The sequence below is a fragment of the Laspinema palackyanum D2c genome, from assembly GCF_025370875.1.
Classification (GTDB): domain Bacteria; phylum Cyanobacteriota; class Cyanobacteriia; order Cyanobacteriales; family Laspinemataceae; genus Laspinema; species Laspinema palackyanum.
In genome coordinates this window covers 438,784-464,669 of sequence record NZ_JAMXFD010000001.1, presented here as the reverse complement: position 1 = coordinate 464,669, position 25,886 = coordinate 438,784, and the positions used below count along the sequence as shown (strand labels likewise).

General features: G+C 48.4%; 15 protein-coding genes. 6 read left to right on the top strand and 9 right to left on the bottom strand.

Annotation, left to right across the window (positions count from 1 at the left end):
- Positions 1–72: 72 nt before the first annotated feature.
- A complete protein-coding gene (locus tag NG795_RS02030) occupies positions 73–333 on the bottom strand; it encodes a ParB N-terminal domain-containing protein (RefSeq protein ID WP_367286994.1) in 261 nt (86 codons plus the stop codon).
- A 272-nt stretch (positions 334–605) separates the two neighbouring features.
- On the opposite strand from NG795_RS02030, the gene NG795_RS02025 reads away from it, so the two are divergent.
- Positions 606–2,276: a SpoIID/LytB domain-containing protein gene (locus tag NG795_RS02025; protein WP_367286993.1), complete on the top strand. Its 1,671-nt coding sequence runs from the start codon at positions 606–608 to the stop codon at positions 2,274–2,276.
- 255 nt (positions 2,277–2,531) lie between these two features.
- Here NG795_RS02025 and NG795_RS02020 read toward each other — a convergent pair whose 3' ends face one another.
- Complete coding sequence (locus NG795_RS02020) at positions 2,532–2,831, bottom strand: ferredoxin (protein WP_367286992.1); 300 nt, start codon at positions 2,829–2,831, stop codon at positions 2,532–2,534.
- A 360-nt stretch (positions 2,832–3,191) separates the two neighbouring features.
- Between NG795_RS02020 and NG795_RS02015 the strand changes: the two genes are divergently transcribed.
- Positions 3,192–4,181 carry a Gfo/Idh/MocA family protein gene (locus NG795_RS02015; protein WP_367287150.1) on the top strand — a complete coding sequence of 330 codons (990 nt, stop codon included), beginning with the start codon at positions 3,192–3,194 and terminating at the stop codon, positions 4,179–4,181.
- 179 nt (positions 4,182–4,360) lie between these two features.
- Positions 4,361–4,924 carry a hypothetical protein gene (locus tag NG795_RS02010; protein ID WP_367286991.1) on the top strand — a complete coding sequence of 188 codons (564 nt, stop codon included), beginning with the start codon at positions 4,361–4,363 and terminating at the stop codon, positions 4,922–4,924.
- A gap of 122 nt (positions 4,925–5,046) precedes the next feature.
- Here the strand turns inward: NG795_RS02010 and NG795_RS02005 are convergent, their stop codons facing one another.
- From NG795_RS02005 to NG795_RS01975, 7 genes are all read right to left on the bottom strand, one after another.
- On the bottom strand, positions 5,047–6,429 hold the full coding sequence (locus NG795_RS02005; RefSeq protein ID WP_367286990.1) for a pentapeptide repeat-containing protein: 1,383 nt from the start codon (positions 6,427–6,429) through the stop codon (positions 5,047–5,049).
- Positions 6,430–6,648: 219 nt separating this feature from the next.
- Positions 6,649–7,962 carry a GUN4 domain-containing protein gene (locus NG795_RS02000; RefSeq protein ID WP_367286989.1) on the bottom strand — a complete coding sequence of 438 codons (1,314 nt, stop codon included), beginning with the start codon at positions 7,960–7,962 and terminating at the stop codon, positions 6,649–6,651.
- A gap of 186 nt (positions 7,963–8,148) precedes the next feature.
- The gene (locus tag NG795_RS01995; protein ID WP_367286988.1) at positions 8,149–13,176 is read right to left on the bottom strand and encodes a hypothetical protein; all 5,028 of its coding nucleotides are present in this window, start codon (positions 13,174–13,176) and stop codon (positions 8,149–8,151) included.
- 1,675 nt (positions 13,177–14,851) lie between these two features.
- A complete protein-coding gene (gcvP, locus tag NG795_RS01990) occupies positions 14,852–17,710 on the bottom strand; it encodes an aminomethyl-transferring glycine dehydrogenase (protein WP_367287149.1) in 2,859 nt (952 codons plus the stop codon).
- Positions 17,711–17,945: 235 nt separating this feature from the next.
- Complete coding sequence (gene gcvH / locus NG795_RS01985) at positions 17,946–18,335, bottom strand: glycine cleavage system protein GcvH (RefSeq protein WP_015150537.1); 390 nt, start codon at positions 18,333–18,335, stop codon at positions 17,946–17,948.
- A gap of 484 nt (positions 18,336–18,819) precedes the next feature.
- A complete protein-coding gene (locus NG795_RS01980; protein WP_367286987.1) occupies positions 18,820–19,602 on the bottom strand; it encodes a hypothetical protein in 783 nt (260 codons plus the stop codon).
- 192 nt (positions 19,603–19,794) lie between these two features.
- Positions 19,795–21,135, bottom strand: a complete 1,341-nt coding sequence (locus tag NG795_RS01975) for a M16 family metallopeptidase (RefSeq protein WP_367286986.1) — start codon at positions 21,133–21,135, stop codon at positions 19,795–19,797.
- 370 nt (positions 21,136–21,505) lie between these two features.
- On the opposite strand from NG795_RS01975, the gene NG795_RS01970 reads away from it, so the two are divergent.
- The 3 genes from NG795_RS01970 to NG795_RS01960 all read left to right on the top strand — a co-directional run bounded on the left by NG795_RS01970 (position 21,506) and on the right by NG795_RS01960 (position 25,719).
- On the top strand, positions 21,506–21,832 hold the full coding sequence (locus tag NG795_RS01970) for an STAS domain-containing protein (RefSeq protein ID WP_367286985.1): 327 nt from the start codon (positions 21,506–21,508) through the stop codon (positions 21,830–21,832).
- A gap of 305 nt (positions 21,833–22,137) precedes the next feature.
- Entirely contained in the window at positions 22,138–23,673 is a 1,536-nt protein-coding gene (crtD, locus tag NG795_RS01965) for a C-3',4' desaturase CrtD (RefSeq protein ID WP_367286984.1), read from the top strand.
- A 555-nt stretch (positions 23,674–24,228) separates the two neighbouring features.
- Positions 24,229–25,719, top strand: coding sequence for a hypothetical protein (locus NG795_RS01960; RefSeq protein WP_367286983.1), 1,491 nt, complete (start codon positions 24,229–24,231; stop codon positions 25,717–25,719).
- Positions 25,720–25,886: the final 167 nt, after the last annotated feature.

The window sequence follows — 25,886 nt, the reverse complement described above, 5'->3', positions numbered from 1 at the left end:
AAACAAAGCTCTAGAAACCCGGTCACTGTTCCATTTATTGAATCCTGTACTGGGTTTCTAGGACGCATCGACTTAGGCTAGGTGCATTTTTAGCACAGAGCGCGGAGCACGACGGACGTTACAGCGAATGGTTTTATGGCCTAGGCGTTGACAAGCTTCATAGCGATGACAACCGGAAAAGCCGTAATATTCCCCTTCTACTTCTAGCACGTCAATTGGTTCTAATAATCCAATTTCTTGGATGGACGCCATCAGTGTCTCGACTTTTTGGAGGTTATTCTGGCGCGGTAATGGACGCCGAATCTTGGCGATCGGGATTTCTTCGACTCTCATACTGGTGATTTCTGGGTTTTAGCTGGCTTTCTTATATCATAGTCGGAATGAGTATGAGTTGCAACTAGGGGATGGGGTGGATGGGGGGAAGAAAGGTTGAAAGTTGGGGGGAATTTTGAGCAGAATATGAGGGGATAAAATTTAATGATGGCCTTGGAGGGCGATCGCCCACTTCGAGGTTCAGGGCGTGAAATGCTTGCTGAGGGGGAAAAATTAGGCCATTGTCGAGAGTTTAGACGGGATATTTCAACGAAACAAAAGGGGATCCAACGGTGAAATCAACAGCATATCAAGAACGGAAGGCGGGGGTCCATGCTCAAGGGGGCCAATGGTTGGGACGGATATCTGGCGTAGTGTTCACGGTCCTGTGCTTCTGGGGCCTGCCTGGGGAAGTCGTTCGCGCAAACTCAGTCCAAAATCGAGAACTACAGATAGGAGTGGTGCAGCGCTTTGGCAGCAAACCGACGGATAAGCTGATTCTGAAAGCCGTAGAAGGCGATCGCCTTTATGTCCGCTTTGAGGGGGGTGATGGGACGCCTCAAACCCAGGAAGTGAGCGAGATGCAGCTAGAAATCATCATGAAACCCCTCGCTGAACCCATCCTGGAAGAACGGCTGGTGTTGAGTACCCATCGCAGTTTCGAGAATGCGGAACAGAGTGCCGATGAATGGCGAAAAAAGGGGATTGAGGTAGAACTTGCTCATCCAGGACGTTGGCAAGTTTGGGCCAAACGCGAAGTCTACGGAACCCCCTTACTGCGACGGTTGTTGCTGCAAAATTTGCAAGCTCAGGGTCATGAAACGGCCTTTTTGGATACGGCGATTCTACAGCAGACTCCGCAACCGAGTTGGGTCTTTGACGGGTTCCGATATAATCGCGATCGCCTAGAGATTTGGGCAGGGACCAATCGGATTCAGGTTAGCCGAGAAAAAGAGGACCGTAACCCCATCCTGTATCCCGGGACATTGCGAGTCCAGCCGAATGCCTACGGCAGCTTTACCCTGGTAAATAAGGTCCCCATCGAAGAGTATTTACGGGGAGTCGTCCCTCATGAAATTGGAGCAGAAGCGCCTTATCCCGCAGTAGAAGCGCAGGCGATTATTGCTCGGACTTATGTTCTGCGGAACCTGCGACGATTTGCGGTGGATAACTACGAGCTCTGTGCCAGTACGGAGTGTCAGGTTTATAAAGGAATTGGCGAAACCTGGGATCGGTCCGATCGCGCGATCGCCGCCACTGCCGGGAAAGTCCTGACTTACAACAACGAATTAATCGACGCCCTCTATTCCTCGACAACCGGGGGGATCACCGCCCCTTTCCAGGATATGTGGGATGGTGCCGATCGCCCGTATTTGACAGCGGTCCTCGACTCTGTAGGCAATATCTGGGACCTATCCCGCTACAGTTTAGCCAACGAGCAGAACTTCCGCCGGTTTATTACCCTGGATAAAGGGTTTAATGAAGAAGGATGGGATGTATTTCGGTGGCGCGAAGTCAGCAGTCTGGCGCAAATGAACACAAACCTCAAGGATTATCTCCAAGAGAAGCAGCATCCCCAGGCCAATTTCCAGACGATTCAGGCGGTGGAAGTGGTGGAAAGAAGCAATGCCGGTCGAGCGATCGCCGTCAATGTGACCACAGACCGGGGTTCGGTCAAACTGGTTAAAGATGAAATCCTCCGAGCATTCTGGGCCCCGTTAAGTACATTCTTTTACCTAGAACGGATGTATGGAGAGGATAAAAGCTTTAAGGGATATGTCTTTGTCGGAGGCGGATTTGGACATGGGGTGGGATTAAGCCAAAGCGGTTCGCACCGACTCGCGAAATTAGGATGGACCAGCGATCGCATTCTCAAGTTCTATTATCCCGGGACCGAAATTCAACCCGTTTCTGAAGAGATTATTTTTTGGCGTGATCCCTTAGCAACACCGGACAGGGGTTGAGATCTCTGTCTGTCGGGCGCTTCTCGAAGCGCCCGACCGGCGGGGGATTTATCCCCCGCCTAATAGCTAAAGTCGGTTGAAACCGACTAAAAACACCATTGGGTAAGACTTTCAGTCGTCTTTAGACGACTTGATTCTGTTAGGCGGGGGATAAATCCCCCGCCGGTTGTTGCCTAAGAACAACAATAGGGGCGCACCGTTTGTTGTGCGCCCCTACTTCTTTAAAATGGGAAAATTTTAAGGGGGGGAGTTCTCTTAGTAGAGTTCTTCCTCTTGATGAGTCAGAATCGTACAGTCAGAACTCGGGTAAGCTACACAGGTTAAGACATAACCTGCTTCGATTTGCTCATCATCTAAGAAAGACTGGTCAGACTGGTCAACGGTACCGGCGGTAATTTTGCCTGCACAGGTAGAGCAAGCACCAGCACGGCAGGAATAGGGCAGGTCAAGACCTTGTTCTTCCGCCGCATCGAGAATGTAGGTATCATCCTCCACTTCAATGGTTTGATTGAGACCTTCGGCTTCGTTGATTAAGGTGACTTTGTAAGTTGCCATTTAGTGATCTTCTCCAGATAATCGACAGGCTTATAAGTTTTGCTAATGCAGAGGTCACGCCTTGATTAACGCGCCAGTCTGCGGGTAGGATCAGCCTTTCTCTGATATTAGGGGAAAAATCAAAGGTTGCAACACCCTGTGACCCCTTTATACCAACAAAATCCCTTATAAAAATTTCTAATTTAATCCTGATTACTTATACCTAAAGAAGGACCCACCCCAAAGTTAGCGCAGGTATCCACCGGGCAGAAGTTAGAGTAGTATCGATTCTATAGAAGAAAGCAAACTCAGACCGTGACGACATCCTCTAGTCCCAGTAAGAACCGATCGCCCTCCTTGGTCCCAAGCACCCACCTTCCGATTCGGGTGGGTCTGGTGGGTACGGGTTTTGTGGCCAAACTCCGAGGGCAAACCTTACAAGAGGATGAGCGATCGCGCTTAGTGGCTGTGGCGGGACATACTCCCGAAAAAACCGAGGAATTTGCCCAAATCCATCGGACCACTGCCATGAACTCCTGGCAAGACTTAATCGCCAGGGGGGACCTGGATCTGGTGATCATTTGCAATATCAATCGCGATCGCGGTGCCATCATTCGGGCGGCCCTGTTAGCCGATTGCCATGTCGTCGTTGAATATCCCCTGTGTCTGGATCCGGCAGAAGCGGAGGCCCTGCTGGCCTTAGCAACAGCAAGGCAACGCCTACTTCATGTGGAACATATTGAACTGTTGGGGGGAGTTCATCAGGCCCTAAAACAGTCCTGGTCCGAACTGGGGGATGTTGCCTATGCCCGCTACAGTACCCTCAACCCCCAAAGGTTTGTCGGGCGCAAGTGGAGCTATCACCGAGAATTATTCGGCTTTCCCTTGACTGCGGCCCTCTCTCGTTTGCATCGCCTGACGGATGTCTTGGGCAAAGTCGCCACAGTGAGCTGTCAAAGCCGATTTTGGGAGGTCCCAACGGAACCGGAGTATTTTCGGGCTTGTTTATGTAGCGCTCAGTTAAGGTTTACCAACGGTGCGATCGCTTCCGTCCTCTATGGCAAAGGAGAAATCTTTTGGGCCAGCGAACGAAAATTAGAAGTGCATGGAAGTCAGGGAACCCTGATATTTGAGGGAGATCAGGGTCAACTGATCCGGGAGCGTGAAATTACCCCCCTGGAAATCGGGAGCCGACGGGGGCTATTTGCCAAAGATACCCAGATGGTCCTGGAGCATTTAACCCAGGGAACCCCCTTATATATTGACCCGAGGGCCAGTCTCTATACCCTTAAAGTTGCAGATGCTGCTCGTCTTGCCTCGGAAACCGGAAGGACGATCGCCTTGGAGGGGGAGTCGGAACCCTCTGTTTGACCCTCTCTTTGAGGGAGTAGTAACCGCCACCCGGGGCCCGTCAGCGATCGCCTGCTCATGCTCCGACAGTTCCGGCTACGATAAAAGAGGCACTCTCGGGTTTGTCTTTCTTGATGCCAATAGAATAGATCCTATAGAAACATCACCGTTCCAATCTGCAATCAAAGGGAGTTATTAATATGGGCGCGAGTCTCCAACAAATCGCCGATTATCTTGACAAACGGGCTTGGCAATATGAAGTTGATCCAGAACATCATCGCATTATCACTGGCGTCCAAGCAGAAAACCTAGAAAGTTTCCCCATCGTGATTCAACTGGATGAAGATGGAGAATTTTTCAAATTATTTGCCCCGAAAGTATTATCGGGAATCAGCAAACATCCTTACAAAGAGTCGATTCTCCAAACCATGTTATGCATTTCCTGGGAAACGAAAATGCTCCAATGGGAATATGATCCAACCGATGGAGAAATCCGAGCCATTATTGAATTTCCCTTAGAAGATTCACTGTTAACCGAGAGACAATTTAATCGGTGTTTGAGTGGATTAATTCAAATTGTCGATGATATTGCCATGCCTCGGCTGAAAACCGTCATGGAAACCGGGAAAGACCCGGGGGATGAAGATATTGGAGAACGGCTGCTGTTAACCTTACAGGAAGAAGCACCAGGACTATTAGACTTATTAGAAAAAGCGATGCAAGCTCGGAAAAAACGAGGGATTTTGCCCTCGGATTATTTTTGAAGGAATCTGGGGACCCTCACCCTAAATCCCTCTCCCATCTTGGGAGAGGGACTTTGACTCTTTGAATCCGGCTCTCCTTCTCCCAAGATGGGAGAAGGGGTTGGGGGATGAGGGCTGAGCCGTTATCGACCTAAGAGATTCGGAATGCCTTCGCACCCCCCCGGCACCGTTTGTCGGGTTTTGGAACCGCCCCAGGCACAGATATAGTAGCGTTGACTCTCAGACATCCGCTCAACTTTAGAGAAATTGGCATTCTCGACGACTGTGCCGGTATGTTCCCCGGTTTGATAATTAGGCCGTTTGGTCCGACTACGGGGGGAAGCGGTTTCTACAGGTCCGTAGAAGAAGCGGGTCCCGTTGATGTCGGAACCGGAAAGGTTGGCTTCGTACAAAATAGCCCGGGAGAGATTGGCTTTGACCAAATCACAGTTCTGGAGATCGGCGCGAACGAGATTGGCTTCGCTTAATTCGGTCCAACGCAGATCGGTGCTAGAGAGGTCAGAACCCGCTAACATGACGCCCAGGGCGATAACGCGAACCCCATCAACCCGGTCCTCTGCATAGCCTCCGTCCCCATCGAGGATGGGACGACCGAGATGGCGATCGCGCATTAAAGGGGTCAAGAGCCTAGACTGGGAGAGAAATCGGATAATTTTGGCTTTCCCTTCACTATCGACACTAGCGAGAATCGCGGCAGTCCTTCCTTCGGCGATCGCCCGTTCTTGAGGCCAGTCTTCTAGTAATCCTTCTGCATTTAAGGCTAAGTCAGATACTCCTTGAAAGAAGGTATCAATGGTTTGCTGTTGGGTAATCCGGTTTTGCTGAATGGTCAGTTCTTTGGAAATCACATACTGTCGCCATGCCACATAGACGGCGATAATGGCAATCAAGATTTGACCCAAGGCACCGACGATTTCCCCAACCGCCCCGATCGCCTCCCAGTTAATCTGGATATTCCGGCTTCCCGGTTCCTGATTGGAGCCACTGAGCATCAGCAGACCGATGATCCCCGTCAGCAATCCCACAAAAGCAATCACCACGGCCCGCCAAGGGTTAGGGACTAACTGGATCCAAATCCGACTCCAGTTGGGCCAGATGATTCGCAGGGAAATCGCAAAAGTGGCGACGGCACCGGCGAACCCGAGTAAGATATTATCGATCGCCAAACCGAAGACCATGATGGCGATCGCGATTAAAACTAGAACTCCCCCAGGGCTAGATCTGGGGTTGTCCTCCAGGGGGGGTAAGCTGATCATCGAAAGCTGTTGCCTCCCCAGGTTCTGTTGGTATTCATTCAACTCAGCTAATGCGTCCGATGGACTTAGCTGTTCTGTGGTGCCACCGTTATGACTGGAGCTCGCCTGGAGTTCAGGGGTGGCATTCGCCATCGATCCCTGGGGTCGTTCTGGAGTACCCGGGTTGTTTCCTCTCTGTGAAGGGTTAACTGAAGAGGAGTTGTCTCTAGGGTTGGGGTTGGACGAGTTAGGGGTTGGCTCGGGGTTCATGGTTTTTGAGAAAGCAGAGGAAGCTACTGCCGTGCAAGATTGGGATAGCCCAGAAGGGCTTTGTAGAAAATTGTACCTAACCTGGGCATGATCTGGGTTGACCTTTTGGAGTAGGGGGGAATGGATGGGACTCGGCGATCGCCCGGTGGAAATTACGGAGATCAATTTGCTAGGGATTAGGGGAGATGGGAAGGATGCACCCTGTGGTGATATTTTCCCTTATAGGCTACATTTTTTCAGTCGTGTGGCTAAAAATGACCATAACCGACCGCGCCGTCCCCAACTCGGGAGATGTCCGACGGGTGCGGTGATATCAAAGGTCAGGTCGGCATAAGAGACCCATTCCTGATCACGTCGCCATCCGAGGCGATCGCTTAATTGTTCGTAGTCTTCTGCGCTTTTGCTCCACATCTGTCTTTGGATGCTCAAGCCGAAATGTCCATTGCTGTATTCGGTCCAGAGGCGATCGAGGGTGCGGAGATCTCGGCAGGGAAAATGTTTAACATCTTCTATGTTGAGTCGGCCTTCGGCTTCTCGACCCGCAACTCGAAGCATTAGTGCATCGGTTTCGCGATCGGCTTCCTGCCATTGACCCTCCGCTAATAGAGTCTCTAGGGTGGTATAGTCCATGCCGACGGCTGAGATGGAACTGGCGATTTCCGGGATGGCCGGTGTCATCTCCGTGGGTTGGGGGGAGGAATCCGATGGCTCTTGGAGTAATTCTAACCAAGCATCGATGCACTGGGGACGATTTTCCGGGACTAATGCCAACCCCTTGAGAATCGCTGCATTAACGCGATCGCTCACCGACTGATTGAGGGTTTTGGGGGGAAGTAAGGGGTCGGTTTGGGTTTTCACCCAACTGCGATCGCGAGAACTGGCCGATGGGGGGACTTTAGCCGTTAATAAAGAATATAAAGTAGCCGCTAATCCATATACATCGGTATAAGCCCCCCGCACTGCTCGCATATCGTACTGTTCAAGGGGGGCAAATCCCCGAGACCCTTGTTTAGGATGAATATCTACCCCATCTTGGGAAAACTCCCGGGCTAATCCAAAATCAATCAACACCGCATCGGACCGTTCTTGACGTAAGACAATATTCATCGGCTTAACATCTCGGTGTAAGAAGCCTTGTTGATGAACCAGGCGCAGAGCATCCGCGATTTGATAGGTATAAAACAAGGCTTCCCGTTCAGATAAACGGCCTTTTTGTTTAACCAAGCGGGCGAGGGGCGTGCCATCAATGTATTCAAGCACCATACAGCAGAGGGAGTCCGTATCAATCACCTCTTCAAGTCGCACAATACTGGGATGAATGCAGCGAGACAAACAGTCTGCTTCCTTGAGAAATTCTTCTTTATATTTAACGAGTTCCTGAGTAAAGCGAGCTTTGCGCCCCAAGGTTTTAATTGCAAAGGGGCGATCGCGATCGTCCCGAGCGAGATAGGTAATTCCAAACCCGCCTTGGCCGAGTTCGGATTCGATGGTGTACTTACCGTTGAGTAATTGTTCTCCGGGTTGCCAAGCCATAAGTTGTTGCTCTTTATTAGTATCCGATATTGTACTTGTACCGCCATAAAAATAGCCACCCACCTAGCAATGTTGAGCGAGTGGGTGGCCTATAGTTGTCAACCGGGGCTGAAATCGCTTAGATTAGCCCAAGTTGTCCTTTGGGGGGTGGAGGCGAGATCGCCTCCGCCCTCTTTGTGAGTCCTGTTACACCCCGGCGGGTTCTTCGGGTTGTTGGTAACCGGAACCGTAGACGAAGTTGAACGCTTGGACGTTCGTCACTTCGGTAAGGGAGCTGGCTTTGTAGAACTGAGTCAGGGCTTCAGCATTTTGAGTTTTCAGTGCATTCACATCCAGACCAGCAGAGGGCGCGAACCCTGCTTCTAATCCGGCACTGAACATATGCTCCAGGGTTTGTGAGTAGCTGACTTGTTCGAGGGAAGAAGCATTAGCCCAAGTGAGTAGGGATTGCGCTGAGGCCGATCCTTCCGCCAGATAGGACGCGAAGTCAACCAACTCCGATGGATTTTGACCCTTTTCTAACCCGGCACCCGTTACATAGTCGAAGAGTTCGTCGTTAGAGATTTCGCCGTTGGCATCGACGTCGATTAGTGCCTTGTCTTCCTCCAGCACCGTGGCATATTCTGTCTTATACCACTCTAAGTCAATCACAGCAGAGGTATTTAACCCTTCACCAATCCCTTGAGTCGTCATGAAGTTATAAACTTGCTCACCACTGAGATTGAAGACATTTTCGAGGCTGTAGTTCGCCAGGATCTTATCCGAGAACTTCTCGGTATAGTAATCCATTTCGACAAATTGGGTGATATCAATTCCCAGTTCAGACGCTTGGTTGAACATGAAGGAGACGATATCCGACTTGCTGAAGACGCCAGAGGTAGAGGAAGCACCAGCGATTTCCAGGAGTTTAGTCCCGTATTCCGCCACAAATCCTTCAATATCAACCGGGGTGAAGGAGAAGTCTGCTCCCGAAGCAACCTGGGTGTAAGCAAATTCCAGGATTTGAGCATCGGTGATTTGGTCAGCGGTGACTCCAAACTGGCCTGCGATTTCCGCTGCATACTGAGTACCGACGAACTCGAAGTCAATCTCACTAGAGAGACCGCCATAGAGGTAGTCAAGAACCAGTTCTTGCTTGAGGTCAACCACGGTACTCACTTCAATATTGTAGTGACGCGCCAGGTCAACGGTGAACTCTTGCTTGAGGTAATCAACATCCACATACTGGGTGAGGTCGATTCCTTGTTTCAAGCCTTCCGTGAGAGCAAACTTGATGATTTGCTTATCGGTGAGGGAGTTGACATCGAACTCACCCCCCTCGTCGAGCGCTCCACTGAGTTTCAGAGAACCAGTCTTGAGCTTGATCGAACCGCTCTTGAACTTAGCGGAACCACTCATGGATTTCAATGAGCCGAATGAACCGCTCTTACCGAGCTTGAAGGAACCGCTCTTGACTTTGATGGGGCTGCTTTCACCGCCGTAGAAGGCTGCTAATGCCTCGCTATTGGCGGTCACATAGGCGTTAATATCGATCGCACTCAGTTTGAGTTCTTCAACCGCTAAGACAGCCTTGAATTCTTCGCTGTAGGCAATTTGAAGGACTTGTTCGACGCTCAAGGATGCGCCTTCGGTGACTGTGATTTGTAATCCAGTCAACAGTTGAGTTTGTTGCTCCTGAGTCAGTTGCTCAAACTGGTAGGCGAGGAAGTTCACATCAAGTCCGGAGAATTCGCTGCTGACCCAGTTGAGAACTGCTGCACTGTCGAGAGTGGCGACTTCCTCTAGGGTGATGTTGAGGGATTCGGCGATCGCCAGACCATAAGCCTCTTTGAGGTAAGCCGTTTCCACGAATCCTTCTAAGCTTAGACCGAGGGCCACGCCTTCTTTAAGCATGAACTTCTCGATTTGCTTGCTGTCAATTTCGCTGAGAGCATCAACTTCGATACCCAAGGCTTCGGCGATCGCCTCACCATTGGCTTCTACATATCCGGCCACATCAAAGGCAGACAGTTTGACCGTTTCTAAGCTTTCCTGTGCATACAGGTACTCGACGATTTGCAGCTTAGTCAGTTGGCTCACATCGGTCAGGGTACCACCTGCGGTATTCACCGCTGTCAGGATTTCTTCACCCAAGGTAGCGCGGATGTACTCAATGTCAGCAACCTCAGTGGCACCGCCAAACTGGAAGTCGAGGACCAGTTCGCTGTTAAGGGTTTCCACTGCCGTGAGTTCAATGCCGTAGTATTCCGCCAGCAGAGCAGCATTTTGGTCACGATAGAGTTCGATATCTTCTGCCGCAACGAACGCAGACAGGTCGATGCCGATTTTCCAGGCTTCCTCAGTCATGTAGCTGATAATCTGGGAGGAAGTAACCTCTTCGATGGAGGCAGCAGCGTAGAAGGTCAGAAGTTTGCTGGAAATCGTGGCGTCAGCGGTAATCGCTTCTAGGTCGAAGGCAGACAGACTGGTGTATCCGGCTTCCCAGCCTTCGCTGAAGATGTAGAACTGGAGTTCTTTGCCACTGAGGTCTTTAACGGCGGTGCCGTCAGCGGTGATTTGTTCACCGTATTTCAGCTTAAAGTAGTCCGAATCTACGAAGGGAGCAGCATCACCGAACATGAAACTGACCACTTGTTCTGCGGTGATTTCAGTAATCGCGGTGAGTTCAAAGGTGGCAACGAGGGCCGCCTCGAAGGTGCTTTGATAGTAGGAGACATCAATAAATTCGCTAACATTGAGTCCTTGGGCGATCGCCTCGGTAACCATGAAGCGGTAAATTTGATGCTCGCTGAGGGTTTCAACCGACTCTACGGTGTAGAAAGCCTTCAGTTGGGCCTCAAATTCTACGCTGAAGCCTTCGATATCGAATGGAGAAGTCTGTAAACCAGCATCCTTCCCTTCCCCAAAGGCATAAGCTTTCACCTGATCGTCGCTGAGGTCTTCCCCGGTAGCGGCCTCATCACCTAACAATTCTTTGGCGTAGGCATCCAGTTCTGCGGTGTACTTGGTGCGATAGAAGTTCAGATCTAGGACGAAGTTACCGCTACTGAAGACATGATCCAAAACTTCAGGGGTTTCCAGTTCCGAGATACTCTCGCGGCTGTAAAACTCGCGAATGCTTTCGATGTAAAGTTTCTTGATGTAGCCAACACTGAAGAACGGAGACGGATTTAAACCGGCTTCGATACCTTCTTTCACGATGAACTCAAACAGTTCCTTGTTGGTGAAGGTGGAGATATCTACTCCGAGTTTAGTCGCCAGTTTCGTCAGTTCAACGCTGTTGGACGATTTGAAGAAAGACAAATCGATTAAGGGAGATGGGCTAAATCCGAGTTCCAGGGATTTTTCCAGCAACTCTTGTAAGCTCAGGCTGGAGATTTGCTCTGCCGTCATACCTTGCTCTAGGAGTTTGGTCTCAACTTGGGTCTTGACCGCAGACTGGAAGTAGCTCAAGTTGACGAAGGGGGAAGGATTCAATCCTTGTGCCGCAGCGTATTGTTGGATTTGCGCGGCCTGTTCAGCCGTCAAATTGTTGAAATCAAAGCTGGCAAACTGTGCGCGGAGTGCCTCTAGGTTGTTCTTGACAATGTATTGAACGTTGAATAACGCAGTCGGAGCAGGTGCTGGACTGGTTGGGTTAGCAGGGGTTTCGCCTGTGGGGTCATCAGGGGTTTCGCCGCTGCTGTTATTAGTGCTGGGAACACTCGGACCGGCAGTGGGGATATTAAAGACGATTTGGGGACCGGATCCCTCTTGGGCGTCATCTCCCTCATCCTCTCCATCCAGGTCTTCGCTACCACCGCTGAGGCCACCGCTGCCACTGAGGTTGCTGCCGCTGCCATCACTCAGGGCATCGCCACCGGCACTAGCTAAGAGTTCTTGACCTTCAGCGCTACCGAAGAAGGCGAACAGTTGCTGGATGCTGATTTGGGAGAAGCTGCTGACCTTGAAAATGCTTGTCAACTGAGACCCAAAGAGAGATTCCAGGCTGCTCAAGCTGAAGGATTCAGAGGTGGGCAATCCTTGGGGAATTGCTACATTGATGGCATAAGAGATGAGATCAAATCCGCTGACGGCGGATAGTTCACCCACATTGAAAAAGCTCTTAATCTTCTCGCTGTTGGCTTCGGCCACCACTTTGAGGTTGAGCAAGGGGTGGATCTTGCGCATCTCTTTCAGGCCAAATTCAAACGCATGTTTGATCGCAGTAGTTTCACCGGCAGCTACAGCTTGTGCAACATCTTCATTTTGCTGGAGATAATATTGAGCATTAAAGAATGAGCTAAACTGGCGGTTTTCTTTCCAGCCAAACTTCTGGAAGTGACCCCAAGACGTGATTTTACCCTCGGCAACCGCTTGCTGAACGTCTGGATGGAAGGCTTCGTATTCTTCCGCTTTGAACAAGGCATGGGCGAACCGTTTCTCAAACTGGCCGTGGCGCTTAAAGTGACTGAACGCAGTGAACTCGCCTTTTTCGACGGCTTCTTCAACGTCTGTGTTATTTGCAACGTAGCCTTTGATGTCGATAAAGGCGTTGAAACTGCGGAGTTCTTTCATCCCGTGTTGGGCGTAGTGGCGAATTGCAGTGGTTTCTCCGCGCATCACTGCTTCTAAGACATCTTGATTTGCGGCCAGATAGTAGTCTGGATCAAATATGCCGGAATCTTCTATTTCTGCGATCGCTTCGGCTTCTGCCATTTCTTCTTCCGTCATGGCAGTGGTTTCCATCATCTCTTCCCCTGCGGTGTCGGTGTCATCTTCTGGGGTGGCTTCACCTTCGCTATCTTCGTTTGGAATGGCTGTGGTTGCGATCGGGTCACCTTCGGGCAAGGTGCCAGATTCTGCGGTGGGATCGGCTGGGGTGGCATCTTCCACAACAGCAGTCGTGGTCATCAGGTCATCATCCGTGACCGTGGCATCGGCTGTGGTGCCATCTTGCACAACAGAAGTCGTGGCGGTGCCATCTTGTGTGGTTGTTGCGTCGTCTGTCCCCACTGCTACCGTTCGGATTGAGGCGTCAGGGGTAGCAGACTCTTCGGTTACAGGTTTTTCAAGGGTCGCATCCGTTGTCTCTACGGTTGGTTCCTTTGTTGCTGTTTCTGCGCTGGTTTCAGTAGCGGTTACCATCACGGTTCCATCATCGGTTTGTGTGGCTTCTACCCCAGTGGTGGTGTCGTTGATATGGGGAAGCAATTGTTCTTCTTGGGTCAACATAAAAAAGCTCCAGTGTTTGAGAGTCAATAAGAGTCAAGGAACTGCGTCGGTGGAAACGGAAAGCCCGGTTTCCCGTTTCCGGGACTGATTTCGCTATAGATGCTCCCTATAAGAGGTAGGGATTCCCTGATTTACAATGTTTATTCGTTCGCTTAGATTGTCTGAGGACATCTTGAGCATCATCCTTAATTTGAACTTGGGAATTTCCTAATTTAATAGTGATGTCCACTTTTAAACACCCCGGGTTGTATCTTGACTTATCTGCTTATAAAGCGGTACATCAAGGAAAGACCAGATTTTGATTTTTCTTGTTCCCTTCCTTGACATTTGCCAAATCCCGGATGTTCCGGTTAAGTGGTTAGACTTGATTGTTCCGAGAATGTTTCCGAGGGTTTAAATTTATTTTCTGGGCAAGCGCCATCGGATTAAATTTAAATATCGGAACCTTTAGGGACTTGTAGAACCTACGTTTTACCTTACCCAACATGAGAATCAGTTGGCTTCCGTATTTTTGCGGATTTTTATTTTTTTGTTCTAAGTTTAATCCGGCCATGAACATTAAGTAAATCCCTGAAAATGTCAGTACATTATTTGAATAATAAAACGGGATATCTCCCATCCTCTTTCGTCTGAAATTAGCTCTGCCAGAGAGTTACAGGTGATAATCAGGGGAATTATTGAGTTCACTTAAAGGTTAATAATCCATAAGAATTTAGACCCCTTGCATCCTGAGGAATAAGTCCCCACCGATTCTCCTGCTTTAAGAGAGGGGGGTGGGGAAAAATTCTGCCAAGGGTCTGCGAAAATTAATCTCTTATCCCGAAAACTGCCTTTAATTAAGGGGTGCAGCAATTTGAATAAAACTCGGTTATTGTTAAATATTTTTTTAAAGAGAATTAAAACAGAAAAAAATTAAATAAAATTGGGAACTAAAATTAAGAAAGAGATATCATGGGGTAATTCTTTAAAAAAAATCTGCCTATAAAATTGGGGAAGGAGAAGAAATTGCCCGGGTTTGTCCTGTCTAATTTTTGTCAACCTCCTACTCATTTACTCCTTTAAATACTTTCTAAGTGAAGTTCACTTAAGTCCCTATAATAAAGTGACAAGTTTGTGAAAAGCGATTTTTTCCAGATTAGGGCAGAAATCAATCATCTTGGGAGTCAGGGATTGGATTTTAACTTGAAATAATTACATTTAATAAGTGCAATAACTAGAGGGATGGCTTAAATCGGATTTTTAGTCACTTCCGAAATTGAGACGTCTCCCTTGGGGGATGGGTTCCCTATTTTCCGGGTACCGGGGAAAAATTTGGAAGGTTTCTGTTGGAGTTCCGAAGGAGAAAGGGTTTCATCCATTCCCGACTGCCCTAAAATCGCCCAGTCTAAGCGTTGAGAAAAATAATCGCTGTAGCAAGGATTGTAGGCCAAGTTGTAGTTACTCGCTTCCTACCCCTATTTGATATCGTTAACCCGAGGCGATCGCCACTTCCTCTCTCTCAACACCAATCTTTAAAATCACTCAAATTGACCCAGGTTTAAATCTCCATCAGAGAAAATTTCGGGTAAAAAATTCCCCTTTTTCAAGAAAGTTTAAATCCTCATCAGAGAAAATTCCCCAGAAAAAAAGGGTACGATCGCACCCTTTTTTTCCCTAAATTTCCGCGTCCCTGAAATTACTCCTGGGAATAGGCCTCCATCGGTAAACAGGAACAAACTAAATTGCGATCGCCATAGGCATTATCAATCCGTCCCACCGAGGGCCAAAACTTGTGTTCTCGCGTCCAAGGGGCCGGAAATACCGCCTGTTCCCGACTATAAGGACGATTCCAATCCGAGGCGATCGCCACCATTGCCGTATGCGGCGCATTCTTCAAGGGATTATTCTCCCCATCCATCGTCCCCATCTCGATCGCCCGAATCTCCTCCCGAATCGCAATCATCGCCTCACAGAAGCGGTCTAATTCTTCCTTAGACTCACTTTCCGTCGGTTCCACCATAATTGTCCCCGCCACCGGCCAAGAAACCGTAGGCGCATGGAATCCATAATCCATCAACCGTTTGGCAATATCCTCCACCTCAATTCCGGCGGATTTTTTCAGCGATCGCAAATCCAAAATACACTCATGGGCCACCAAACCCGTTTTCCCCTTATACAACACCGGATAATAAGGGTCTAACCGCTTGGCAATATAATTCGCATTCAAAATCGCCACCTGAGTCGCTGCGGTCAATCCTGCCGAACCCATCATTGCCATATACATCCAGGAAATCGGCAGAATACTCGCACTTCCCCAAGGGGCCGCCGAAACCGCCCCGATCGCCTCATCACTCCCCACCTTCACCACGGAATGTCCGGGCAGAAACGGCACCAAATGGGGCATCACCCCAATCGGACCCATCCCTGGACCGCCACCCCCATGCGGAATACAGAAGGTTTTATGTAAATTCAAGTGACAGACATCCGCCCCAAAATCTCCCGGACGGCATAACCCCACTTGGGCGTTCATATTCGCCCCATCCATATACACCTGACCGCCACAATCATGGATAACCTGGCACAAGTCCTTAATCCCCACCTCAAATACCCCATGAGTCGAAGGATAAGTCACCATCAACGCCGCCAAGTTCTGAGAATGCTTCTGCGCCTTCGCCTTCAGGTCCTCAACATTAATATTTCCATTCTCATCACAGGCGATCGGAACCACCTTCATCCCGCACATCACCGCACTTGCCGGATTTGTTCCGTGGGCGGAAGTCGGAATCAAACAGACATTCCGATGAGATTCCCCGCGATGTTCGTGATACTGACGAATCACCAACAATCCCGCATATTCCCCCTGGGAACCGGCATTCGGTTGTAAAGAAATCCCAGCAAATCCGGTAATTTCCGCCAACCCTGCCTCTAACTGCTGGAATAATAGTTGATATCCCTGGGTTTGGGCGACTGGTGCAAACGGGTGTATTTTCCCAAATTCTGGCCAAGTGATGGGAATCATCTCTGCTGTTGCATTCAGCTTCATGGTACAAGACCCCAAGGGAATCATCGAAGTCGTGAGAGATAAATCCTTGGATTCCAAGCGATGCAGATAGCGCAACAGTTCCGTTTCCGAGTGATAGCGATTAAACACCGGATGAGTGAGATAGCTGCTAGTCCGGGCAAAGGTCGAGTCAAAGCGACTATTCACCTCTGTTGCCAATTGTTCCACCGTAAACGGCAACGGTTCCCCACTGGCGAAAATTGCCCAGAGATTCTGTAAGTCTTCCAGGGTGGTTGTTTCATCTAAACTAATGGACAGGGTTGTTTTATCCAGAACCCGGAGATTAATCTGGTGATTCGCTGCTGCTGCAAGAAGTTGTGACTGAGATTTTGTCCCCAACTCCACCCGCAAGGTATCGAAAAAGGGTTCAGAACCGAGGTTGTATCCCAGACGGTTTAATCCTGCGGCCAAAATTACCGTGAGATGATGGACGGTTTCGGCGATTCGTTTAATTCCGCTGGGACCGTGATACACGGCATACATGGAGGCAATTACCGCTAACAAGACTTGGGCGGTGCAAATATTGCTGGTTGCTTTTTCTCGACGGATATGCTGTTCGCGAGTTTGCAGGGCCAACCGTAAGGCGCGATCGCCATTGACATCTTTAGAGACTCCCACAATTCGTCCCGGAATCTGCCGTTTATATTCATCCCGGGTGGCAAAATAAGCGGCGTGTGGTCCCCCATAACCCAAGGGGACTCCAAAGCGTTGGGTACTTCCCAAGGCAATATCCGCCCCAAATTCGCCGGGAGGGGTGAGTAATGCCAGACTCAAAATATCTGCTGCCACCGTGGCGATCGCGCCAGCAGTATGCGCTTTTTCTACAAATTCCCGATAGTCATAAACCGCGCCATCGGTTGCCGGATATTGTAACAACACCCCAAACACCGGGCGATCGAAGTTAAATTGTCTAAAATTGCCGACAATGACCTCAATCCCTAGGGGTCTAGCGCGAGTTTGGACCACTTCAATGGTTTGCGGATGACAATCCTCACTGACAAAATAAGCAGTTGCCTTGGTTTTGCAAAACCCATAACTCAGGGTCATCGCTTCCGCTGCTGCCGTCGCCTCATCCAACAGAGAGGCATTGGCAATTTCCAATCCTGTCAAATCCACAATCATCGTCTGGAAATTCAGCAGGGCCTCCAATCGTCCTTGGGCGATTTCTGCCTGATAGGGCGTATATGCCGTGTACCACCCAGGATTTTCCAGGATATTCCGCTGAATCACCGGCGGCGTGATGCAGTCATGGTATCCCATGCCAATGAAGGACCGGAATAGTTGATTCTGGGAGGCGATTTGTTTGAGTTTGGTTAATGCGGCGGTTTCGCTGAGGGGTTGCGGCAGGTTCAGGGGGATATTGCGGCGAATCCGACTGGGAATCGTAGACTCAATCAGGGAATCCAGACTGGAAAACCCGACTTCTTGCAGCATTTGCTCAATTTCATCCGAGGAGGGTCCATTGTGTCGGTGGACAAAGGCATCCGGCGTCATGACGGGTTGAGATTCGGGAGTAGGGGGAGACTGTCTGACTAAATCTGTGTCGTTCACGGTTGTCTCGAAATTTAGCATGAGTTGGGGAATTGGGGAGAGGGGTTAACAGGGAGGGCGCACCGTGGTGCGCCCCTACAACATCACCGGAAGCATCATGATTCTGAAAATTTCTTATATCGGTTCCGGATGGGGGGCTGATATTAGCAATTCAGACAGCAGTGGTGCAAACCCAAAGCTATTCTCCTTCAACTTGGGCGCGATATTCATTCGCGGACATCGCTTCCTCAAGTTCATCCGGGTCATTAACACGCACCTTCAGCAACCAACCTTCACCGTAAGGGTCGTCTCCAATCAGTTCTGGGGCTTCAATCACTTCATTATTCCGTTCTACAATCGTTCCGGATATAGGGGCATAGAGGTCTTCTACTGCCTTAACTGACTCAATCGTACCAAAAGTCGAGCCTTTTTCCAGGGCTTCACTAATATCGGGCAGTTCCACAAACACGATGTCCCCCAGTTGATCCAGGGCAAAGGCACTGATCCCTATGGTAGCAATTTCCCCATCTAGGCGGACATACTCATGGCTATCAAGGTATTTGAGATCTTCAGGATATTCCAGGTTCACGATTATTTCCTCACACTAACTGCACGGGATTTCCCTCATCATAGAAAGGACGCCTCGACAAGGCAATCATAATTGTCGAATTCTGCAAATCTCTCCTTTTTCCGGGGGAAGTGGGCTGTGATTTTCCTTTTGCAGGGTAAATTTCTATTATCATAGAAAGTAAGTTTTGTCAATAAATTTTGAATATTACAGGTTATTAACCTCGGATATTTAATGTGAGGAGGTGGGTTCCATCATCTGGCTGGAAATCTGGGGTTAAAATTAGAGAGGTCAGATGGGTTTTTATAAACAGCCGCCCTTGACTGTTTTGATAATTTGAGCGGGCTTGTATAGCATATTTTGCCCGTATTTTTCATAGAAAATTACAGCAACATTTTAACATGAGCGATGCAATTATTGGTGGAAGTTGTTGCTTTGAATTTATGAAAAATAACGATTGAAGTTGTTGTTTTGAGCTTATGAAAGATAACGACTGAAGTCGTTACTACGAACAGGGGAGGAGTTTTAGGAGGTCTAGTTGGGTTCCCAATTGGGTTTTCTTTAATTCTTTTGTATCTTTTTCGTTTATAATGGAATGTCTGATGGTTAGGCTTTCTAAATGGGGGAGTGCGTTAGAATTAAAGAGTTGTAAATAATGGGAGATTGGGGTTTTGTGGTGTTGGTAGTCTGGGATAGAGGTTTCGGAATAGTCGGTGAAATCTAGGGTTTTTAGTTGATTAAAGCAAGTGGATTGGGCTAAGTTTAAAATAAAATTTTGCGTATCGTAGCCAGTTTGGAGGGTGAGATGTTTTAACGGGTGGGGGGGTCGATCAAAAAAGGCGGGACTGGGGGCGGAGGGAATGGAGAGTTGTTCTAAATTGGGCATTTTATCCAGGAGTCGGGCGGCGATGTCATCTTCGTCAAAGTTGCCTAGAATGGTGCGATTGAGGTGTTGAGGTTGGGTGCCTTGGATGTCTAAAAGTCTCAGATTTTGATAGGTTCCTTCTCCTTGGGTTAAGGGTTCTAATTTCCACGATCGCGTTCCGTTGATGCCTTTATCTGGGGCAGATAGGCGCAGGACTCCTAGAAAGGGGGCAAAGTCGGAAAAGGCGAGGAGTTCGAGGATTTCTTCATAGAATTCATCCTCAACATCGACATAATAATCTAGTTCAAGTAATCCATTCTGGATTGACCCAATCAGTAAGGAGTTATTGATTTCGGACAATTCGCATTGATAACCGGCCAAATGTCTGCATAATTGTTTGAGGGCTAAATTTGATGCATCCATATTCAATTTCCGGGGTAGGGGGATATAGCCGAGGAAAGGAGCAAGGGTGCGATCGCCCTCTAGGGTTCTCTAGGGTTGCACCACCCCCAATTATATCCCATCGGGTTTGTCAAAGGGTCCGGCGATCGCAAATCTCCATAAAATACAAAAGACGCGATAATTCGCGTCTTCCTAACCTTTAGGCGGTATTTCTTATACAGCCGGTTTAATCGTCACCACCCCATAAGCATCCGCAGGCAGATAATCTAATGCTGCTTGCTGAATGTCTTCGGGAGTGAGAGACTGTAAGTGCGTGGGATAATTGAATGCCGGTTCTAAATCTCCGATCATGGAGTGGTAATATCCATAGAGGTTGGCCCGATCGCTAGGGGTCTCGTTACTAAAGATAAACCGATTCACTACCTGAGTGACAATGCGATCGATTTCCGATTGACGCACCACCTCTCGATGGAATCTGCGAAGATGTTCCTGGATTGCCGCTTCTACTTTCTCCAGATTTTCTGAGGGCAAGTGAGCGGAAATCGTGAAAATCCCCTGATGATGAAAGGAACTATTACTGACGGAAATGCCCGAAACTAACCCTTTCTCTTCTCGCAAATCCTGGACTAATCGTCCCATCCGTCCCCGTCCCAAAATCGAGGCGACGGCATCCAAGGCGTAAGTCTTATTTAATTCCGTTAATCCCGGAACACGCCACATCATCACCAGTCTAGCCTGTTGCAGTTTTTCATCGATGAATTCCCGACGGACGATGTTCTGAAATGCGGGTTCTCCGGTTGCGCCAATGACTTGATTCGGTTCGGGGATGAGTTGTTCGTCATCGGTGGCGAGTTGCCAGTTTGGATTGAGAGAGAAGGCGGGTCGTCCGTTTTTTTCAAACCCCTCTGCCACAATCTCGATTAATTGTTCCACGGGTAAATTGCCCACGGCAACGGCAGTGAGCGATCGCGGTTGATACCAAGTTCCGTGGAAATCCCGCATCTGCTGTGCCTTCAGTCCGGCGATCGTCTCCGTCGGACCCAAAACCGGGCGACGGTAAGGCAATCGTTCAAAGGCAGTTTCCATTGCCCGAGAATAAATCCGACGCCGGGGATTATCCTCCGATCGCCGAATTTCTTCTAACACCACCAGTCTTTCCCGTTCAAACCCATCATCAGGAATACTCGGATTGAGTACCACATCAATTTGTAAAGGAGCGAGTTCAGCAAAATCCTGGGGGGCTGTGGTAATATAGTAGTGCGTATAATCCTGACTTGTAGCAGCATTTGTCACCGCACCTCGTTCCTCAATGCGGCGTTCAAACTCCCCGCTTTCGAGGCGCTGGGTTCCTTTAAAAACCATGTGCTCCAAAAAGTGGGCCATCCCGTTGATCTCATCGGATTCCACCGCCGAACCAACATTTGCCCAAATGCTCAGGTTCACCGCCTCCACTGGCATCTGTTCTGCGATAATCGTTAATCCATTGGGGAGTCGATGGATTTTGGGGCAGTTCAGACGAGGGAGAGAGGAAAACTTAACAAGCGTTGAAGTCATTAGATACTCGTTTATTTGAGATTTCTTCTTCTATCTTAATCATTCTTCACGCAATGGGGAGGGGACAATCACAGATTTCTCCTTGATTAAGCTACTTCACCCCTAGGCGATCGCCCCAAATATCTAGCCTTTTGATCTATTGCATCTCCAAATATACTGAATTGTTAACCCGTTATATTCCCCAATTCTCCCCCATCTCCCCCATCCCCCAATTTCCCCTGCATCCCCCCCATCCCCATATAATAGGAACGGATAGGATTTTTCCCTCATCCCGTAAAAACCAACACCCGTTGGCCTATTTTATCAGGGGCATCAGATGAATCGCGAATCAGGGTAACCATTCAATGGACTGTTTTGGAGGAAAACCAGCATGAACGTCATTGTTAAACCCCAGGGCAATTTAGATGTAAAAGTCTCCGCGATGCTTCAGCAAAAAATTGTAGCTTTAGTGGCGGAAAACTATAACCATTATTTCATTGATTTGGCCGGGGTCAAGTCATTAGGTCATTGTGGGGTTAGCACCTTATTGGCGGTCGATCGCCTAGTTCGCAAAACTGGCAAACGCTTAAGTTTGTGCAACTTAAATACTTCCGTTCAATACATTTTGGAAATCAGTGACCTCGCCTGTGAACTCGATATTGTAGAGTCCGGGTCCGAGGATGAAATGCTTCGAGTCGGCACAACCATCCAAGTCTAATTCACAAGGCGATCGCCTTCACCCTATCAGGGAATCATCTACTATGCCAACTCTATCTAACACTCAGGAGTGACAGCCATTCGCCCTCATGAGAGCCCCTTAACCGTTGCCCTATTTTTGTTAAAATTACAGAATAACCCTGGTTAAATTCGGGTTAAAATTCTCCAATCTCAGATGGAGGAGACAGTCGGCATCAGACCCTGAATCTTTTAGTTCGTCGATTTTTGCCCCTCGCCCACCGTTCCCAAATTGTGAAAAATCCTTTACAATTAAAAAAATATTAAAAAATGTAAAGCTGATCTCGAATGTCAAGCCATCATCAGGGTAAAAACCAACCGCGCGTTATTGTGATTGGGGCAGGAATTGGCGGGTTAACTGCCGGGGCATTGTTAGCCAAAAGAGGCTATGCAGTGCGGGTTTTCGACCTGGCGATCGTTCCAGGGGGATGCGCTTCGACCTTCCGACGACAGGGATTTACCTTTGATGTGGGGGCAACACAAGTCGCTGGATTAGAACCGGGGGGGATTCATCACCGGATTTTTTCAGAATTAGGAATCAATCTCCCCGAGGCAACCGATTGTGACCCTGCCTGCGCGGTGTTTCTGCCTGGAGAAACCACCCCAATTAATATTTGGCGGGACCCGCAACAATGGCAACGGGAACGGCAGCGCCAGTTTCCCGGTAGCGAACCTTTTTGGCAATTAATGGCTACTTTATTTCAGGCTTCCTGGCAGTTTCAAGGCCGAGATCCGGTGTTACCTCCGAGGAATTTCTGGGATGTTTGGCAGTTAATTAAAGCCCTCCGTCCCGATACGATGGTGACGGTTCCCTTTACGTTAATGACGGTAGGGGATGCCTTGAAATGGTTTGGATTAAAACAAGACAAGCGGCTGAAAACCTTTCTGGATTTGCAACTGAAATTATATTCCCAGGTGAATGCCCAGGAAACGGCGCTATTGTATGCAGCAACGGCTTTAGGGGTGTCCCAATCTCCCCAAGGGTTATCGCATTTAAAAGGGAGTATGCAGGTGTTGAGCGATCGCCTCGTCGAAGGGTTAGAGAAACATGGAGGCGAACTGTTCATGCGCCATACGGTCAAACAGATTCAGGTGACAGAAACAGGCGCATCCACGGTGACGATTCTCAATCAAAAAACCGGGGAAATTTGGACCGAACAACCGGATTTAATTGTGGCCAATGTGCCGGTGCAAAATCTTGTTAACCTGGTGGAGATGCCCCAAGGTTCAGAGAATCTATTTCAGCAGTTGTATCGGCGTCGGGTGGAAAATTTACCTCCAGCATCCGGGGCATTTGTGGTTTATTTAGGAGTGAAACAGGAAGCGATTCCGGAGAATTGTCCGCCGCATTTACAATTTTTGTATGATTATGACGGAGAAATTGGGGAGAATAATTCTTTATTTGTGTCCGTGAGTCGGGTGGGAGATGGCCGATCGCCCGAAGGTAGGGCAACGATTACCGCTTCCTCATTTACAGATACGCAAATTTGGGACAATTGTGAGGATTATTCCCAGTTAAAGCAACAGTATGAAACTGAGGCAATTGCCCGGTTGGGAGGGTATTTTGCCCTGAATCCAGAGACGATTGTTTATCAGGAATCGGCGACGCCGCGCACATGGGCCCGGTTTACCGGACGCGATCGCGGGATTGTCGGAGGCGTGGGTCAGCGTGTGGCAACGTTCGGACCCTTTGGACTAGCCACTCGGACTCCAATTCCGCATCTGTGGTTAGTGGGAGATTCCACCCATCCCGGGGAAGGAACTGCTGGGGTGAGTTATTCCGCACTCACGGCAGTTCGGCAAATTGAAGCTGAGGGATATTGAAGGATTCTCAAGGGAGTCAACGGGGTTTAAAAATAGCCCTCTGATGGCAAGAAGATGATAAAATCAATTCAGGTAGCGATCGCAATCGGGTCTGGCGTGGGGCTGCACAAATATTCAAGGATCCATTCATCGGTTTACCTATTCATAGATTGGAGATTCTCTACTGTTTTATAAAATCTTATACAAAAGTTTAGTTTGCAGTTTTCCCATCCCTATGGCGAGGGATAAAACCTTCTGACTTAAGACTCTAATATTTTATCACAATTATCAGGACAATTCATGACCTAAATTAAAGTTCAGCAGTCAGGCGATCGGGGGTTGGGTTTAGGCGTAGCCAAGTGGGAGAAGCCCTCAGCAAAACATGATAATTTCCCCCTCTCGACGGATTGCCGGAAATAAACCCTTCCGCTAAGATATGAGGGTTTGAAACCGCTCAAGAAAGGGAATATAAAGGAGGGAACTTAAACCAAAACAACCAGTCTCCCTGCTGGTAAATCCCCCAATTTTCACTTTTCATTGGCGACAGCATTAATCAAGAAATATAGAAAATTAGTGATGAATCTTCCAAAAGTAAACGCCCCAAATATTCATTTGTTTGCCTTTCATTTGCGCCATGAAAGCAGCATTCGTTCGGAACCCCAAATCGTCCCTGGGGCCGAAAATTTATGGAAAAAACTCGGGCAAATTCTCAACAAATATGGGTATGACACTCCTTTGGATTTATTGGGTTATTATGCACCGAAAGGAGACAAGGCTTACGACCCCAAAGAAGAAGGACCTGGGTATATCGTCAATCTCCACAAAAACGGCCTGATCGACTTTAAAGGCACTCTGCAAGTGGATGAATATCCCGTCAATTTCACCGGAATTGCTTGTCCGCGTCGGGTGTATGATAGTTATGCCTTAGCCTTGAATATTCGTCGGCCCGAAAAAGAAAATGAGCGCCAAACCGATGCTGTTCCTATTTCAATTTATGGACAATTTAATACCGATGCGAATCTGTTACTCCCCGATTTTCTTCAAAGTTCTTTAGGCCAAACCCTCCTCCTCACTGCGGATTTAACTGATGAACAAAAACAGTTTTCTCCCGAAGGGTTAAAGAACTTGGCTTGCCAATGTGTGGATGAATTGATTGAGGACCCAAAAAAGCGGCCCTCTTATAGCAACAAAGGTCGGTTGTTTGGCAGTCCTATTTTTGAATTTGGAGATATTGAGACCTTAGAAAGTCAGTCCGATTATCGTCATATTTTAGTTCTATTTTTTCGAGATGATACCCTCAAACGAAAGTTTGAATCGGCCTATTGGGATTTAATTGAGTTGTTTTATTATCGCAATAAAATATTAACTTGTTTTGATTTCACTCGAAGTGGATACCAGGAAACTTATCGTAAATATGAGGAAATTGAGGCAATCATTTCGGATGTTAATGAACAAATAGGTAATTTAGTGCCGAATAAAAGGCTTGGGTATAAATATTTAGAAAGCCTGAAGCAGAAACTAAAAATTATGCCTGGATTAGCCTTAGAGTATTCCCGACTCCAGCAGGTTTTAGAACGAAATCGGAATACGATTGCCATTGATGCTAAAAAATACGATGCATCCCTGGATGAAATTCAGCGCAAGCAAAATTTAGATGTGTTTTATTTAAAACCGATTGATTTAAGTTTTGTTGAGAATTTTACGCGCCAAGAAGTGCCTTATTTTCAAGAACGAATTAAAGCGGATTTAGATTATTTTGTGCATGGCAAGGGACTGGTCGATCGCGCGATCGCCACGATCCGGGGGATTGTGGAAATCGAACGCATCGATCGCGAACGACATCTGGAAACCAAACTTGAAGCGATCGCGGTTGGAGTGGGAACTGCTGCCGTTGTCGCTGCCAGTTCCATTTACCTCAGTTTAGATCAACCCCTCACCCCCCTCAATCTCCCCGATCGGTCCCCCTCCGTGGCATTATTTGTCATGGTGATCCTGATTAGTATTGCCGTAGGTACCATTGTTTTTGCCCTATTTTCTTGGCTATTAAGCTGGATTCGTCGGGACTAATCCGGTGATTCCCTGCCTAATCATGACTAAAATTTAAGCAATTCTCCCCTGTTTGTAGTAACGACTTCAGTCGTTTCTTCCGGATTGACGTGAAGTCGTCACTACGAACTAATTAATTGAATTTCCCCTGTTTGTAGTAACGACTTTAGTCGTTTCTTCCCGATGAC

Excerpts from the sequence above, each read along its gene's own strand:
- NG795_RS01970 (WP_367286985.1), top strand. The coding sequence starts at position 21,506 with ATGAACGTCATTGTTAAACCCCAGGGCAATTTAGATGTAAAAGTCTCC.
- gcvP (WP_367287149.1), bottom strand. The coding sequence starts at position 17,710 with ATGACGCCGGATGCCTTTGTCCACCGACACAATGGACCCTCCTCGGAT.
- NG795_RS02005 (WP_367286990.1), bottom strand. The coding sequence starts at position 6,429 with ATGAACCCCGAGCCAACCCCTAACTCGTCCAACCCCAACCCTAGAGAC.
- NG795_RS02030 (WP_367286994.1), bottom strand. The coding sequence starts at position 333 with ATGAGAGTCGAAGAAATCCCGATCGCCAAGATTCGGCGTCCATTACCG.
- NG795_RS01960 (WP_367286983.1), top strand. The coding sequence starts at position 24,229 with ATGAATCTTCCAAAAGTAAACGCCCCAAATATTCATTTGTTTGCCTTT.
- NG795_RS01995 (WP_367286988.1), bottom strand. The coding sequence starts at position 13,176 with ATGTTGACCCAAGAAGAACAATTGCTTCCCCATATCAACGACACCACC.
- NG795_RS02020 (WP_367286992.1), bottom strand. The coding sequence starts at position 2,831 with ATGGCAACTTACAAAGTCACCTTAATCAACGAAGCCGAAGGTCTCAAT.
- NG795_RS01980 (WP_367286987.1), bottom strand. The coding sequence starts at position 19,602 with ATGGATGCATCAAATTTAGCCCTCAAACAATTATGCAGACATTTGGCC.
- crtD (WP_367286984.1), top strand. The coding sequence starts at position 22,138 with ATGTCAAGCCATCATCAGGGTAAAAACCAACCGCGCGTTATTGTGATT.
- NG795_RS02000 (WP_367286989.1), bottom strand. The coding sequence starts at position 7,962 with ATGGCTTGGCAACCCGGAGAACAATTACTCAACGGTAAGTACACCATC.
- NG795_RS02010 (WP_367286991.1), top strand. The coding sequence starts at position 4,361 with ATGGGCGCGAGTCTCCAACAAATCGCCGATTATCTTGACAAACGGGCT.
- NG795_RS01975 (WP_367286986.1), bottom strand. The coding sequence starts at position 21,135 with ATGACTTCAACGCTTGTTAAGTTTTCCTCTCTCCCTCGTCTGAACTGC.